Below are 14,765 nucleotides of genomic sequence, written 5' to 3' on the forward strand. Positions count from 1 at the left end.
CCATTATTTTTCGCTGATGAGCCTGTAGGATAAAACGAATAATAACAACCGACAAAGCCGCTTAACCATTATCGAGTAGGCCTTGATAACCCTTGATGTAGTCGATTTGATTTAAAAATAATACAATAGACTGCAACGTCGCAGTAAGCAAAGAACAGGTATACCAGTCGCACGCTTTTTTTGCCTCATTCTGGTATTTTTAACTGACGGTAATAGGATCTAAAACATAAAGGACAATCATGTTTATTGTTGATAAAGCGGCTACAGCCGGTATGAAACACAAACTGCCCATACCCAAAATCATCTTTTTTGACATCGATGATACCCTGAGCCGGGGCGGTATGATCGCCGAGCATAACAAAGCGACTCTTGAGCAGCTAGCCAAGACGGATATCAAGCTGGTGATTTCGACTGGACGCTCTAAAGCCATCATACCTGATGATATTTTAGCGCTACTTGATGTGGGTGTCTTAGACGCTATTATTTGTATGAATGGGCAATACAGCTTCGATAAAAACGGACGCATCAGCCACTACCCTTTGTCTGCTGAACAGACGGAAAAAATTGTCCATCTTTGCCAACAGAGCGCGTTGATTCATAAGTTTGACTCCGCCACTCATATAGCATGGTCAGACGAAAACGAGCGCTTACGCGATTACAATGCTAGAACGCCAAACTCTATCGTCGATCCGGTCTATTATCAATCAACCCCTGTGTATCAGTGTTCTGTATTTTTTAACAATCAAATTGATAAAATGCAAGACGTGAACTTTGACCACTACGGTTTAAAGCTGGTGCATTGGCATCATATCGGCGCAGATATATTGCCTGTGGATGCCTCCAAAGCACGAGGCATCAAAGACGTGTGTGAGTACTACGCGGTAGATGTCAACGAGTGTATGGCGTTTGGCGATGGTATGAATGATCTAGAGATGTTTGATTTGGTCGGCTATGCGGTGGCGATGGGGGATGCTCAGCCTGATTTGATAGCACGAGCAGATTTTGTCACTGGAACGATTGAAGAGCGCGGGATACAAGCGGTGCTTGAGCAATTTCATGTCACACCCTGACAACTTGGGTCGGGTGAGTTTGCAAATAAGGACGCATAAACTACTCTCTCAGCCCCTACCTTTAGCGGCGCTTTGCTAGCAGACCATAAACCCAGCTACCAACTTTATAAAACCCTACGATGATAAGGATAAGTACCAACGCTGCCAGTGTATGAGCCAACCAAACTGGTACGTGGCTCAACCAACCAATCGTAAACGCCAACCCTAAATAGGTCTCAACAGGCCAATTGACGATAGACGCATGTGAGCCTGCGTTGAACAGTATCATAAAAGCGACTATGCCGATCACCGCGGTAATAAATCCAGCACGTTTGTGGTTGTTCATCTTTTCTCTCTTCTATATTCAGTGACGTGTTTTGTGCATGAGGGTGGTTATCATTGATTCGTTAACTCATAGCGCGTTTAGACGTAAATACTAAGGCATCGTCAAACCACCATCGACAGCGATGGACTGTCCCGTGATAGCCGCGCTTAGATCAGAGGCCATTAGCAGAACTGAATTGGCAAAGTCATCCACTGAGGTTGCTTGACGCAGCGGGGTGGTCGTCGCAATGTAGTCGAAAACCGCTTCGGTCGTTAAACGGCTGGCATCCGTCGTTTTTAACAGGCCACCTGCCAGCAAGTTGACCCGAATACCATACTGCCCAAGCTCAGCCGCTAGGTTACGAGTCAAGCCAATCAAGGCAGATTTGGCCGTCGTATAGTCATAATAAGTGACCACAGGGTTGTAGACCAGATTGGTTGAAATGTTGAGGATCTTGCCTGTCTTTTGCGCTTTCATCTGGGGCAGGACTGCCTGCACGGCATTGACCGCACCCTTTACGATGCCATCTATTTGTTGGGTAAAATGCGACCACTGAACGGTTTCAATACTGGTATAGTCCGCACTAGGATTAAATTGGTAGCTTGGCAACGCATTATTGACCAGTATATCAATACGACCATAGCGCGCCGTCACCTCATTTGCCATACCTTGCATCTGCTCAAGCTCTGTCACATCGGCTTGATAAGCAAATGCCTGCCCACCTGCCGCGACGATATCTGCAACTACTGTGTCAGCCGCTTCTTGACTATTGAGATAATTGACGCACACACTTGCGCCCGCTCCTGCCATCTTCTGAGCGATTTGTGCGCCAAGTCCACGACTGGCACCAGTGACAATAACCACTTTATTCAGCAAAAAAGCCGGTATCACCGCGTTGGTCTGAGTCATGATGGGTCATCCATTATTATGTTATGGTTAGTAAAGAGCATAGCGCCACCTAAATCTGCACTTATCATAGCATGATTGTCTGCTGTCATTGCCGCGTCCTAGGCTCGCTATAAATAGGGCCGTATGTACCTGTGGGATTGGTCATTCAATCATTGGAACCAAAGCGCTGAGCAACGGATCAAGGCGGCTTAACGACTGTTAGGCACGCCCCTTTAAATTTTTGACCACAATGACCATAATAGTGTGACCATTTTATCAAACGTTTATTACCTGTCAGTCTTTACTGATGGTTATCGATTTGCATCACCTCATCTAGGAGAGATATTTTGACCCATTTATCATCGTCCCACCTACCCGCACGCACGGCGGCCTCTGTCGGTCGTCTGATGCCAAAAGCCCTGTTGGCAATGACGGTTGGCTTGGCACTTGCTAGCTGTAGCAACTCTGACAACGCTGCGGCTGATGGTAGTGCCGCCACGAGCGATGTGACGCTTAATTTATATAACTGGTCAGAATACATGCCACAAGAGATTCTGGATGGTTTTGAAGAAGAGACTGGCATTAATGTGAATTACACCACTTTTGATTCTAATGAAGCCATGTACGCTAAGCTCAAGCTGCTCGATGAGTCTAGTCAGTATGACCTTGCGATCCCATCGACTTATTATGTCGAAAAGATGGCCAAAGAAGGGCTGCTACAAGAATTGGATAAATCGAAACTGAGTAACTTTAAAAATCTGGATACGTCATTTACCAACACCAAAGTTGACCCAGAAAATAAATACTCTATCCCTTATATGTGGGGCAGCACAGGACTGGCCATTAATGGCGATACTGTGGATCCTGCGACGGTCAACAGCTGGAATGACCTATGGGATCCTAAGTATAAAGGTCAGGTAATGCTCACCAATGATGTGCGCGAAGTGTTTGGTATGGCACTACTGACACTTGGCTATTCAGGCAATAGTAGCGATCCTGACGAGATCAAAGCGGCTTACGAGAAGCTCACCACTTTGATGCCAAATGTGAAAACCTTTAACTCCGATGCGACACGTATGCCTTATATTGAAGGCGAAACTGCACTGGGTATGACGTGGAATGGCGAAGCGGTCATGGCCAATGATGAAGGTTTGACCAGCTTGGTGTATAAATACCCATCTGAGGGCGCGATACTATGGATGGATAACTTTGTCATTCCAAAAAATGCAAAACAGGTCGATGCGGCGCACAAATTTATCGACTACTTACTACGTCCTGAAAATGCCAAAATCGTCAGTGAAGAGATTGGTTATGCCTCACCAAACATGGCAGCACGTGAGCTGATGGACGAAGATGTGCGTAATAATGCCACTATTTATCCTAGTAAAGACGTGCTAGCCAACGCTGAGTTCCAAGAAGATGTGGGCGATGAAGCACTACAAGTGTACCAGCAGTATTGGGATAAGCTAAAAACGGGGCGCTAGTGACTTCTTTAATGACTACTTTTTAGCGATAACTATGCCGCTAACAACGAAAAACGCTGACGTTAAAGGGTCAGCGTTTTTTTATTTAAGTTCCACTATAATCAGTTGAAAATAAAATCGATACGTTAATATCATCGTGCTAATGAGATACATTTTTCTTGCTTGCTGTTCGCAGGCGTGACAGAGGCTACAAAAAATTTATCCCATTCACTCTGTATCGGTTTTAAATAGAATCGACTGTATATTATAAATGTAAGTCAGTCTCGCCGCCTTGCTGTTTTATCCGGCGCTGCTCACGACGCTGATAGCTCAGGCCAGACGCTGCATACCAGTGCGGTTTGGTGGTTTGCAGTAAGTCACTCAACTGCTGTAATTGGGTTTGCAAGGTTTGCGTCAACCAAAAATATCCCTGCCACTCAAACGCCAAGTGCTGTACGCTTGGATACTCTGAGACGGCAATACGAGTAATGGGGCGAAACATCTCATCGCTTGGACTACGCAGTACTGCTGCCATATGCTGCATGGCTTGGGTCAGCTCATGCTGATAATGTATCAATAAAGTGTGATTTTCATCATCGATGTCGATATTGGCCAAGCGCGGCGCTGCACTCAATAGCAAGTCAATCGTTCCGATAATATTCCGGTGAGTACGCTGGATTGTCTCCAATGTCTCTTTTTTAATCCCTGACTCACTGGCTGTCGCAGCGATATGTGGACGCACGGCCAGCAAGCGTTTATTGATCTGTTGTAGCGCTGTGACTAACGTCTTGTTAACCGGTACTCCATCGACTGAAAACGCCACTGGGTTCGGCGGTTGAGCCAAATCTTGCGTCATCCCGTCCGCCGTGTCAATGTGGTTGCCCACGCTAGCATAGAGACTACTACAGGCATCGAGGTTACTACTCAATAAAAAACGCCACATCAGGGTCGACTTTAATGGCAAGACCAGTGTCACTGCCACGGCGACCCCCGTCCCAAGTAAAATATTTAGAGCGCGGTAAATCCCATCTTGTCCAATACTACTATGGCCCAAATCTGAGACAATCATCAACATCGTGATCCCAGTCAGCAGCCCCGTGTATCCCAGTTGCCTGACCGCCAGATAGCCAATGATGCCACTGATCAGTCCAATGAGCGCATAATCTACCCACAACCATGCACCCACGTTTTGACTGAACCACAACACACCAAGAGCGGCACCAATGCCCAACAAGGTGCCCATTACCCGCTCTTTAGCCTTGGTATAGATCGCGCCTTGGTATTGTAATAGTCCCAAAATAATAAAAACCGTAATGGTCGTCCACTCCCCATGGGGAAGGTTTGTGACCTTATTGACTAACAAGGCAAGTATCACAGCCACACCCAACCGTGTCGCATGCAAGATATCCGCGTGTTGATAACGAACATAAGGCTCAACAAACGGTGCGGTAAATCGTTGCCACATAGTTAATTTCACGTCGGGCTACTCTTTTTAGTTGATGGTCGGATAAGGGGTAGGAATGAGGCGCTAAGTATTCACATGCTAGCAGTAGCGCCTTCATTTACAAAGCAATTGTCAAAAAAAACGCCTTTTGCCTATTAAAAGACAAAAGACGTTCGAGCTCAAAGCCTACTTATGAATAATAAAACTATGAATAATGAAACGCAGAGAGGTTTGATGGCACTTCTAAAGTGTACTGCTAAATTATACTTCTAAGAAGTCCAATATCCCTTCAGCCGCTTGCCGACCTTCCCAAATCGCTGTCACGACCAGATCCGACCCGCGTACCATGTCACCGCCTGCAAAAATCTTCGGGTTTTTGGTCTGAAACTTATAAGGCTGATCTTCAAGTGCCAGTACAAGACCATTGAGACTCATTTCGACCTGCTGACCCTCAAACCAATCCGCCGGACTTGGTCTAAAACCAAAGGCCATAATCACCGCATCACAAGGGATAATTTCTTCTGAATTTGGAATGGGCTCAGGGCGTTGACGACCTCGGTTATCGGGCGTGCCCAATTGAGTCGTCACGACTTTTACGCCTTTGACTTTACCGTTTAAGCCAATGATTTCAGTTGGTTGACGGTTGAATAAAAACTCAACCCCTTCCTCACGAGCATTGACCACTTCACGGCGCGAGCCTGGCATGTTCTCTTCGTCGCGGCGATAGGCACAGACCACTTGCTCAGCACCTTGACGAATACTGGTACGGTTACAGTCCATCGCTGTATCACCGCCGCCTAGTACCACCACTCTTTTGCCTTTGAAGTCGATATACTCTTCGGGATTCTTTTCCCAATCATTACAACGATTGACATTGGCAATCAGATAATCTAGCGCATCATAAACGCCTTCGAGCTCTTCACCAGCAAACCCACCGCGCATATAAGTGTACGTGCCCATACCCATAAACACCGCATCATAATCGCTGAGCAGCTCATCAATACTAATATCTGTACCAATCTCTGTTTCCAGACGAAACTCAATACCCATGCCTTCAAAGATGACACGGCGATTGCGCATCACGTCTTTTTCCATTTTAAATTCTGGAATACCAAAGGTAAGTAAGCCCCCAATTTCAGGACGCTTATCAAAAACGACTGGTTTGACACCATTTCTGACTAAGATATCTGCACAGCCTAGGCCTGCGGGTCCTGCACCGATGATAGCGACTTTTTTATCCGTCCAAACCACATCAGACATATCCGGACGCCAGCCGAGAGCAAAGGCAGTATCATTGATGTATTTTTCTACATTGCCAATGGTGACGGCCCCAAAGCCATCATTTAACGTACAAGCCCCTTCACATAAGCGATCTTGTGGACAGACGCGTCCGCAAACCTCAGGCAAGGTATTGGTACGGTGACACAATTCAGCCGCTTGAAATATCTGCCCTTCGGTGGCCAGTTTTAACCAATTAGGAATGTAGTTATGTACGGGACACTTCCATTCACAGTAAGGATTACCGCATTCAAGACAACGGTGCGACTGCTGCGCCACTGCTTCACTCTCAAACGGTGTGTAAATTTCGACAAATTCCGTTGAGCGCGTTGCGATGTCTTTTTTGATCGGCTCAAGCCGTGGTACATCTAAAAACTGAAAACTATTTTCTATGCGTTTTGCCATGGTGCTATCTCTTTTATATAAGGCTCTTTTACAGTGGGCGGTGACAGCCAGCGATGCTCAATGAACACAAGGCATGTCGGCTGTTGCTGTCACTTACCTGCTTAAAACCTGTGAGTTACAACGTATCTAAAAACCTATTATTGGGTAACCTACTCAAAGCTGCTATCAATCAACGATGACCAATCAGCTATTGTGGGTCTGCCATAGTAGTTTTAAGAAGGCTTGCAATGTTCGCAGCTTTTGGTTTCACCAAATAAACCTTACGAACGTAGTGTTCAAAGTCAGCCAGTATCGTCTGGCCCCACGCACTACCGGTTTTATCTATGTGAGTTTCGATCACACGTTGCAAATAGATGCGATGTTCTTCTGTTTGCTCGCTTGAAATACGATTCAGATCGATCAGTTCATGATTACAGCGATCAAAGAAGTCGCCTTCCATATCGAGTACATAAGCGAAACCACCGGTCATACCTGCCCCAAAGTTGAGACCTGTACGTCCAAGAATCGTGACGATACCGCCCGTCATATACTCACAGCAGTGGTCGCCTGTGCCTTCGATGACCGCGTGCGCCCCCGAGTTACGAACCCCAAAGCGCTCGCCTGCCGTACCAGCGGCATACAACTTGCCACCAGTGGCGCCATATAGACAAGTGTTACCGATAATGGCCGTGTTTTGTGCGGTAAAGCTTGAGTTTTTCGGTGGATAAATGACGATCTCCCCGCCTGCCATGCCTTTACCGACATAGTCATTGGCATCGCCTTCAAGCTCAATGTTCAAGCCGCCCGCATTCCAGACGCCTAAGCTTTGTCCTGCGGTGCCTGTCAGACGCAACTTAATTGGCATATCGCTCATACCCAGATTACCCCATAGCTGCGCGATTTCGCCAGAAATACGAGCGCCGATAGAGCGATCACAGTTACCCACATCATAGCTGTACTCACCGCCTGTGCCTTGGCGGATATTCAATAGCATATCGCTAATCATCTGCTCGGCGAGCAAGCCTTTGTCAAATGGCTCATTGCGCTCTACCTGACATGTTTGCGCTTTACCAGCACTGGCCGGATGACTAAACAGCAATGGGGTTAGATCAAGGTGGCGCTGCTTGTCAGTCGTCCCTTCTAATACGTCGAGCAAATCAGTACGTCCGACTAGCTCCTCCATACTACGTACGCCCAGTACTGCAAGCCACTCGCGTGTTTCGGTCGCCACAAACTTAAAGAAGTTAATCAACATCTCAGCTTCACCAATAAAGTGCTCATCGCGCAATCTGGCTTTCTGAGTGGCAACGCCTGTTGGACAATTATTCAAATGGCAAATACGTAGGTATTTACAACCAACCGCAATCATCGGTGTGGTACCAAAGCCGAAGCTTTCTGCCCCAAGGATAGCGGCTTTTACGACATCAAGACCCGTTTTTAGGCCACCATCGGTCTGCACTCGTACTTTATCACGTAGTCCATTAACACGTAGCGACTGGTGAGTCTCAGCAAGCCCCAACTCCCACGGTGAGCCTGCGTGATGAATAGAAGATAGCGGCGACGCTGCTGTACCACCATCATAACCTGAGATGGTGATTAGGTCAGCGTAGGCTTTTGCCACGCCCGTGGCGATTGTTCCAACCCCTGGACGAGAGACCAGCTTGACCGACACCAAGGCATCTGGATTGACTTGTTTTAAATCAAAAATCAGCTGCGCCAAATCCTCGATAGAATAAATATCATGATGCGGTGGTGGAGAAATCAGCGTCACCCCCGGTACAGAGTATCGCAAGCGAGCAATCAAGGCATTGACTTTACCACCCGGTAGCTGGCCACCTTCACCCGGTTTAGCACCTTGCGCCACTTTAATCTGCATCACTTCTGCTGAGCGCAGATACGCAGGAGTCACGCCAAAACGGCCTGAGGCTACCTGTTTGATTTTTGAGTTGCGCAGCGTGCCATAACGCACCGGATCTTCCCCGCCCTCACCAGAGTTTGAGCGTCCGCCAATGGTGTTCATAGCCATAGCAATGGCTTCATGGGCCTCAGGAGATAGGGCACCAAGCGACATGCCAGCAGAGTCAAAACGGGTCAAAATTTTGGAGATATCTTCGACCTCATTGACATCGATACTGTTGTCCGTCTTTAACTGCAATAAGTCGCGCAAGGTAGCAACTGGACGGCTATTGACCAGATCTGCATAATGACGATAATTGACGTAATCGCCCGTTCGTACCGCCGTATGTAAGCTGTTGATTACGTCTGGATTAAAGGCATGATACTCTTTGTTAAAGACAAACTTGAGCAACCCACCTTGATCAAGTGGTGCGCGGCGTTTAAAGGCATTAGCAGCCAGTTGTGCTTGATCCGCTGCCAAATCTGCAAAGGTTGCGCCTTTAATACGACTTTGCACGCCTTTAAAGCACAAGCTGACGACTTCTTCTGAGAGGCCAACGGCTTCAAACAACTGGGCACCGCGATAAGAAACCACGGTAGAGATGCCCATTTTTGATAAGATTTTTAGCAGGCCTTTATCCAAGCCTTTACGGAAATTTACCCGTGCTTGAATCGGATCACCAAGCAGCTCGCCCGTTGCGACCAAGTCATCGATGACATCGTAGGCTAAGTATGGATAAACGCAGGTCGCACCAAAGCCAATCAATACGGCTACTTGATGCGAATCACGAGCAAGACCTGTCTCAATGATGAGATTGGCATCGGTACGAATACCTTGGGCAATGAGGTAATGATGTACGGCACCCGTCACCATAATAGCGTTGGCCGGCACTTTATCTACATCAATGGCCTTATCAGACAACACAATCAGTGTATTGCCCGCTCGAATGCTACTCGCCACTTGCTCACAGATGGCAGTAATGGCATCAGACAATTCTAGCGTACGATCATAGTTCAAGTCGATACGATCCATCTTGAACGCAGGATCCTCTAAAGTCTCAAGCTGCTGCATCTTGCTGGCTGATAACACCGGTGACGATAGAATAATACGATGGGCATCTCTTGCAGACGGCGCAAACACATTGGTTTCAGCACCTAAGCACGTCTGTAGCGACATCACAATAGATTCACGCAGTGGGTCAATCGGTGGATTGGTCACCTGTGCAAACTGCTGGCGGAAAAAGTCACCAACATGACGAATTTGCTGCGATAGTACTGCCATCGGCGTGTCATCCCCCATCGATCCGACTGGCTCTTGACCATTTTCGGCATTGGGACGAATGATTTCAGTGCGCTCTTCATTGGTGATGTGATACATTTTTTGCAAGGCTTTTAGCTTGTCACCGCGGCAAGACTGTGCCGCCAATGTTTCTTCTAAACGCTCATCATCACGAACACGAGTGGCTTCTTCACGTAACCATTTACGATACGGATGGGCTTCTTTAAGTAAGGTTGCAATTGCCTTAGTATCTAAGATTTGACCGGTCAACGTATCAATGACCAGCATCTGACCAGGACCAACGCGGCCTTTTGCCAATACGTCTGTCGGCGAGTAATCCCAAACGCCAACCTCAGAGGCGACCGTGATATACCCATTTTTGGTGGTCACCCACCGCGACGGACGCAGACCATTTCGGTCGAGCATACAAACGGCATAGCGCCCATCTTGAATCACCAAACCTGCTGGGCCGTCCCACGCTTCCATATGCTGCGAGTAAAACTCATAAAACGCGCGCAAGTCCATGTCCATGCTATCGACATTCTGCCAAGCGGGTGGCACTAGAATCGACATCGCATGGAACAAATTCATACCGCCTGACATCAGCACTTCAAGCATGTTATCCAAGCTTGATGAGTCAGAACCCGTGCGATTTACCAAAGGCGTCAACTCATTCAAATTGGGCAATTTTTCTGATTTTAGTTTTGGCGTACGTGCTTCCGACCAGTTGCGGTTACCTGTGATGGTATTCAACTCGCCATTGTGGGCAAGATAACGGAATGGTTGTGCCAACGGCCAGCGTGGCAAGGTATTGGTTGAGAAGCGTTGATGGAACACCACGATATGCGACGCCAAACGCTCATCTTGTAGATCTAAAAAGAACGCTGGCAAGTCTGATGGCATCACCAAACCTTTATAAATAATCGTCTGGCAACTCAATGAGCAAACATAAAACAGCTCATCATCGACCAAACGTTGCTCCGCTTTTTTACGGGCGACAAACAATTTACGGTTAAAATCGTCCGCTGCCAGCTCATTGTCATTGGGGGCATTGACAAACACTTGCTTAAAATCTGGTAGTGTCTCACGACCAATCTCACCAACAATACTTAAATCAAGCGGCACATCGCGCCAACCTGCAACCTCTAGTCCTTGTGCCTCGATCTCCTCGCTTAGTACTTGCTGGCTATGCTTGGCCTTAGCCTCGTCTAAATTGACGAACACCATACCCACTGCAAAATTCTCGGTAAGTGTGAACTGCTGCTCAGCTGCGATTTTTTTAAAAAACTCAGTAGGCGTTGCCAGTAATAAACCACAACCGTCACCAGTTCTACCGTCAGCCGCAACACCGCCGCGGTGAGTCATACAACTGAGGCTATGAATAGCAGTTTTTACCAAATCATGGCTGGCCTCACCCTCAATGTGAGCAATCAAACCAAAACCGCAATTATCAGAAAAGTCATCTGGCGTGGCCAGGTGGGTTTGCGAGGAAATCATTGACATAGCTGGTCCTTTTAAGTAAACGGGTAACTTAGGTAACCAATGCGGCACATAAGCTGACACCCGTAGGCAGAACGGGCTGGTAATTAATATTCGTATATCCGAATTAATAAATGGTGTGACGCTCATAGCCATCATGCTTTGAGAGTAAGGTAAAATCCTTGACCCTCCTAGTCAGTAGATGATGTCTTAACAGGTAATTAGTGTATTAACAGATAGTAAGTAGTAGCCCGTGGCAATGGGGCGAAACACGTCCCTATATGCCAGTTACTTAATCATCAATAACGTAACGTCGTTATTATGAGTGTCGCTTGTCATTGTGTTATGCCTAGCGTTTCAAGCTGATTGGCTGGGCATCGAACAACAGTACATTTGATTAATTTTGAATATCTGACGCTCTGTATTCAAGCGCTTTATTAACCCTAAAAAGAGTGACAATAAGAGAGGTTGCGCCACTTGCAGTAGCTTCGCTATGCATGACAAGCAGCTGCGCTTGAGACAACAAATTTTAGTAACATATCTTATGAATAAGAGCGTCTTACTAAATGATTGTTAGATAAATAGTTTTTTACGATAACTATACAGAACGTCGCCCACAGTTATATTAGTTAATGATGGGCAAAAAATCTAGTCTTTTCTCTCGATTCATCGACCATATTTTGTAAGAGAACTTATTACTATTGGTTATAGGATGACTCAAAATCGTAGTTACTCTCTAACGTAAAGTAATAATTGCAAGGCTTGGTTACCCTAACTCAGGTAGCTGTGTTATCCCTGCACACTTATTATAGCGTTGATCACCCATTAATAAACTCGCATAAAAAAACCCACCAACTGTTTTTGTTAGTGGGTTTTATCTTTTATCATCATCGCGACGTTGTCACTGCTGTGAACTACTAGCTAGCCACTAGTTACTTTTATCTTCTATCAGGGTTTTTATGCTATCGCTACTCGTCTTAGGAGAGCTATTCGCTTTAGAGGCGTTGGTGTTATCACTTTTGCTGACAGAATTTGTATTATTCGTATTACTTGGCGGCTTAGGCGTTGGCACTACTGGGGGTTTTTTCGTGCTGTTACTATCAGTCGCGGATGCCGCTGGTTTTTTGGTGTCCTGCGCAGGTTTTTTCACACTGTCTTTGTCTTTAGACGTCTTATCAGCTGGCGCTTGTCCTTCATAACCGACGATACGCTCTTCACTCACGAATAAAGTAGCAGAAGTATCAGCTGACTGGCGAATACTTTCCTCATTATTGTCATTTTCGGCGTCTTGGCTACTACGATTTTCATTGTTGCTTGCTGCTTGGTTACTATCACCGCTGCTAGCATTTTGCGTTTGCTGACGCACGGGGACTTCGCGTTTAGCTGGGTTCAAATTCACGGAACGTGTGCGTTTTGTGCTTAAGTCTTTTACTGGATCAGGGCGTTCATAGTTATCGATAATACTGACATAGCGATTGACCTCTTCTGGTAACACCCGCACGTTATCAGGCAACTTAAAGTCTATGAGTTTTGCGGCGCCGACAGCCTCTTGTGGACTGCTCATGATCCCATAAGTCAGCATATAACGTACTTGATTTGCATCATCGAGATATCGGAAGTAAGCAAATTTATCACGGTCCTCGCGGCCTTCTAGGTAACTGACAATCACCTCGTTTTCAGTGACATTCATCACCTGCACCGTCCATTTGCCTTTATTGGCCAGCAAATAACGCTTGTCTTTAAACTCATCAGGATAGTTGCGCAAGTCACGAACCGTCGCATCAAAACTGATGGGCTGCACATCGGTATCAAGCTCATGTAGCGACTCAATTTTTAAGGGCTGTTCAAGCTCATTACTTAATGTCTCCGGTGCTGATATCGGGGCATTTTCGATCTTGGCACCCAGCGCTGGCGTTTGACTAAGCATCCAGACTAGCGCCGTCACTACCCCCAACAGCAAGGTCATTATCAGCCAAATCAGTGCTTGCCGGCGATATGATTGGCGAGCGGTACGAGTCGTCGATCTTGAGGCTGCCATGGAAATGTCCTTGGTGAGAATATGTTCAACCGCACACGTCAATGCGTGTTTGAGTAAAATGACGGCTAACCAGTATAATAGGTATGTTTATAGTCAGTGAGCAATGAGGAGCCATGAAATGTTGAGGCGTTATGCTCTCGGTGGTGACAATACGTCAGTTAGTAGTTTGGCATCAAAATCATTGGTCAATACGGCCTTACCTAGTGATTTTAACAAAATAAGGCGGATTTGTCCGTGTTTCACTTTTTTATCATGACCCATCAAATCTAAAGCAGTTTGCACCTCGATAGACGGCGGTGTGATAGGCAAATTGGCCAAGGTTAACACACGTTTAACTCGGGCAACTTCCTCGGCCGTTAACCAGCCCATTTTTTGCGACAGTTCGGCGGCTTGTACCATCCCAGCAGCGACTGCTTCACCATGCAGCCAGTTACCGTAGCCTTGGTGCGTCTCAATCACATGCCCAAAAGTATGCCCAAAGTTTAACAACGCCCGCACGCCTGACTCTCTCTCGTCCTGTGCGACGATATCGGCCTTATACTGACAGCAGCGCTTTACTGCATCGCCAAGTATGGCCAAATCCAATGCCATCATCGCAGGCAAATTGTTTTCAAGCCACGTCAAAAATGCTTCGTCCATGATAAGCGCGTATTTAATAACTTCAGCAAGTCCTGCCGACAGCTCACGCGCGGGCAGTGTTTTGAGCGTGCTCATGTCCGCAAGCACCATTTGCGGCTGCCAAAAAGCGCCAATCATGTTTTTGCCTTGCGCATGATTGATGCCCGTCTTGCCACCAACGCTCGAATCCACTTGCGACAGTAGCGTGGTTGGAATCTGGATAAAACTCACCCCCCGCATAAAACTGGCCGCCGCAAAACCTGTCATGTCCCCAACCACGCCGCCACCCAACGCAATCAGTGTGACATCACGATTGAAATGCGCCGCCATCAAGGCATCGTAGATTTGGTTGATACTGGTCTGGTTCTTATATTGCTCACCATCAGGGAGGACGCAAACCTTGACGGTAAATTGCTCTGCCAGCTCTTCTGTTAAAGCATTTAAGTATAAAGCCGCAACGGTGTCATTGGTGACAATCAACACTTGGCGACCGCTGATATAGGGTGCGACTTGCTTTGCCATGCTGTTATTTTCTGTCGCCGTTTTTTCAGTAATGACAATTGGATAGTCATGACTTTGCGTATGAACGGTTAATCCATCATGAAACAGTGGCTTGGCCATGAG

General features: G+C 46.8%; 9 protein-coding genes. 2 read left to right on the forward strand and 7 right to left on the reverse strand.

Annotation, left to right across the window (positions count from 1 at the left end; genetic code table 11):
- Window positions 1-239 precede the first annotated feature (239 nt).
- Window positions 240-1,070 (forward strand): Cof-type HAD-IIB family hydrolase, encoded by an 831-nt coding sequence (locus DVY93_RS06405; RefSeq protein ID WP_226949561.1) that lies wholly within the window; start codon window positions 240-242, stop codon window positions 1,068-1,070.
- Window positions 1,071-1,131: 61 nt separating this feature from the next.
- On the opposite strand, the gene DVY93_RS06410 is transcribed toward DVY93_RS06405, so the two are convergent.
- Together DVY93_RS06410 and DVY93_RS06415 are read right to left on the reverse strand one after the other, a co-directional pair.
- Complete coding sequence (locus tag DVY93_RS06410) at window positions 1,132-1,395, reverse strand: hypothetical protein (RefSeq protein WP_230709834.1); 264 nt, start codon at window positions 1,393-1,395, stop codon at window positions 1,132-1,134.
- Between the two features lie 90 nt (window positions 1,396-1,485).
- The gene (locus tag DVY93_RS06415; RefSeq protein WP_230709835.1) at window positions 1,486-2,283 is read right to left on the reverse strand and encodes a 3-oxoacyl-ACP reductase; all 798 of its coding nucleotides are present in this window, start codon (window positions 2,281-2,283) and stop codon (window positions 1,486-1,488) included.
- A 326-nt stretch (window positions 2,284-2,609) separates the two neighbouring features.
- On the opposite strand from DVY93_RS06415, the gene DVY93_RS06420 reads away from it, so the two are divergent.
- Window positions 2,610-3,746 (forward strand): ABC transporter substrate-binding protein, encoded by a 1,137-nt coding sequence (locus tag DVY93_RS06420; protein WP_230709836.1) that lies wholly within the window; start codon window positions 2,610-2,612, stop codon window positions 3,744-3,746.
- Window positions 3,747-3,990: 244 nt separating this feature from the next.
- Here DVY93_RS06420 and DVY93_RS06425 read toward each other — a convergent pair whose 3' ends face one another.
- The 5 genes from DVY93_RS06425 to aroB all read right to left on the reverse strand — a co-directional run bounded on the left by DVY93_RS06425 (window position 3,991) and on the right by aroB (window position 14,762).
- Complete coding sequence (locus DVY93_RS06425) at window positions 3,991-5,190, reverse strand: FUSC family protein (protein WP_198334024.1); 1,200 nt, start codon at window positions 5,188-5,190, stop codon at window positions 3,991-3,993.
- Between the two features lie 240 nt (window positions 5,191-5,430).
- Entirely contained in the window at window positions 5,431-6,852 is a 1,422-nt protein-coding gene (locus DVY93_RS06430) for an FAD-dependent oxidoreductase (protein ID WP_193006715.1), read from the reverse strand.
- A 187-nt stretch (window positions 6,853-7,039) separates the two neighbouring features.
- Window positions 7,040-11,509: a glutamate synthase large subunit gene (gene gltB, locus DVY93_RS06435; protein ID WP_230709838.1), complete on the reverse strand. Its 4,470-nt coding sequence runs from the start codon at window positions 11,507-11,509 to the stop codon at window positions 7,040-7,042.
- A gap of 904 nt (window positions 11,510-12,413) precedes the next feature.
- Window positions 12,414-13,523, reverse strand: a complete 1,110-nt coding sequence (locus DVY93_RS06440) for a hypothetical protein (RefSeq protein WP_230709840.1) — start codon at window positions 13,521-13,523, stop codon at window positions 12,414-12,416.
- Between the two features lie 129 nt (window positions 13,524-13,652).
- Window positions 13,653-14,762 (reverse strand): 3-dehydroquinate synthase, encoded by a 1,110-nt coding sequence (gene aroB / locus DVY93_RS06445; RefSeq protein ID WP_230709842.1) that lies wholly within the window; start codon window positions 14,760-14,762, stop codon window positions 13,653-13,655.
- Window positions 14,763-14,765 lie beyond the last annotated feature (3 nt).

Origin of the sequence: Psychrobacter sp. CCUG 69069, assembly GCF_021023115.1 — a bacterium.
Lineage (GTDB): Bacteria > Pseudomonadota > Gammaproteobacteria > Pseudomonadales > Moraxellaceae > Psychrobacter > Psychrobacter namhaensis.

Coding starts and splice junctions, on each gene's coding strand:
- DVY93_RS06405 (WP_226949561.1), top strand. CDS start 240: ATGTTTATTGTTGATAAAGCGGCTACAGCCGGTATGAAACACAAACTG.
- DVY93_RS06410 (WP_230709834.1), bottom strand. CDS start 1,395: ATGAACAACCACAAACGTGCTGGATTTATTACCGCGGTGATCGGCATA.
- DVY93_RS06415 (WP_230709835.1), bottom strand. CDS start 2,283: ATGACTCAGACCAACGCGGTGATACCGGCTTTTTTGCTGAATAAAGTG.
- DVY93_RS06425 (WP_198334024.1), bottom strand. CDS start 5,190: ATGTGGCAACGATTTACCGCACCGTTTGTTGAGCCTTATGTTCGTTAT.
- DVY93_RS06430 (WP_193006715.1), bottom strand. CDS start 6,852: ATGGCAAAACGCATAGAAAATAGTTTTCAGTTTTTAGATGTACCACGG.
- gltB (WP_230709838.1), bottom strand. CDS start 11,509: ATGTCAATGATTTCCTCGCAAACCCACCTGGCCACGCCAGATGACTTT.
- DVY93_RS06440 (WP_230709840.1), bottom strand. CDS start 13,523: ATGGCAGCCTCAAGATCGACGACTCGTACCGCTCGCCAATCATATCGC.
- aroB (WP_230709842.1), bottom strand. CDS start 14,762: ATGGCCAAGCCACTGTTTCATGATGGATTAACCGTTCATACGCAAAGT.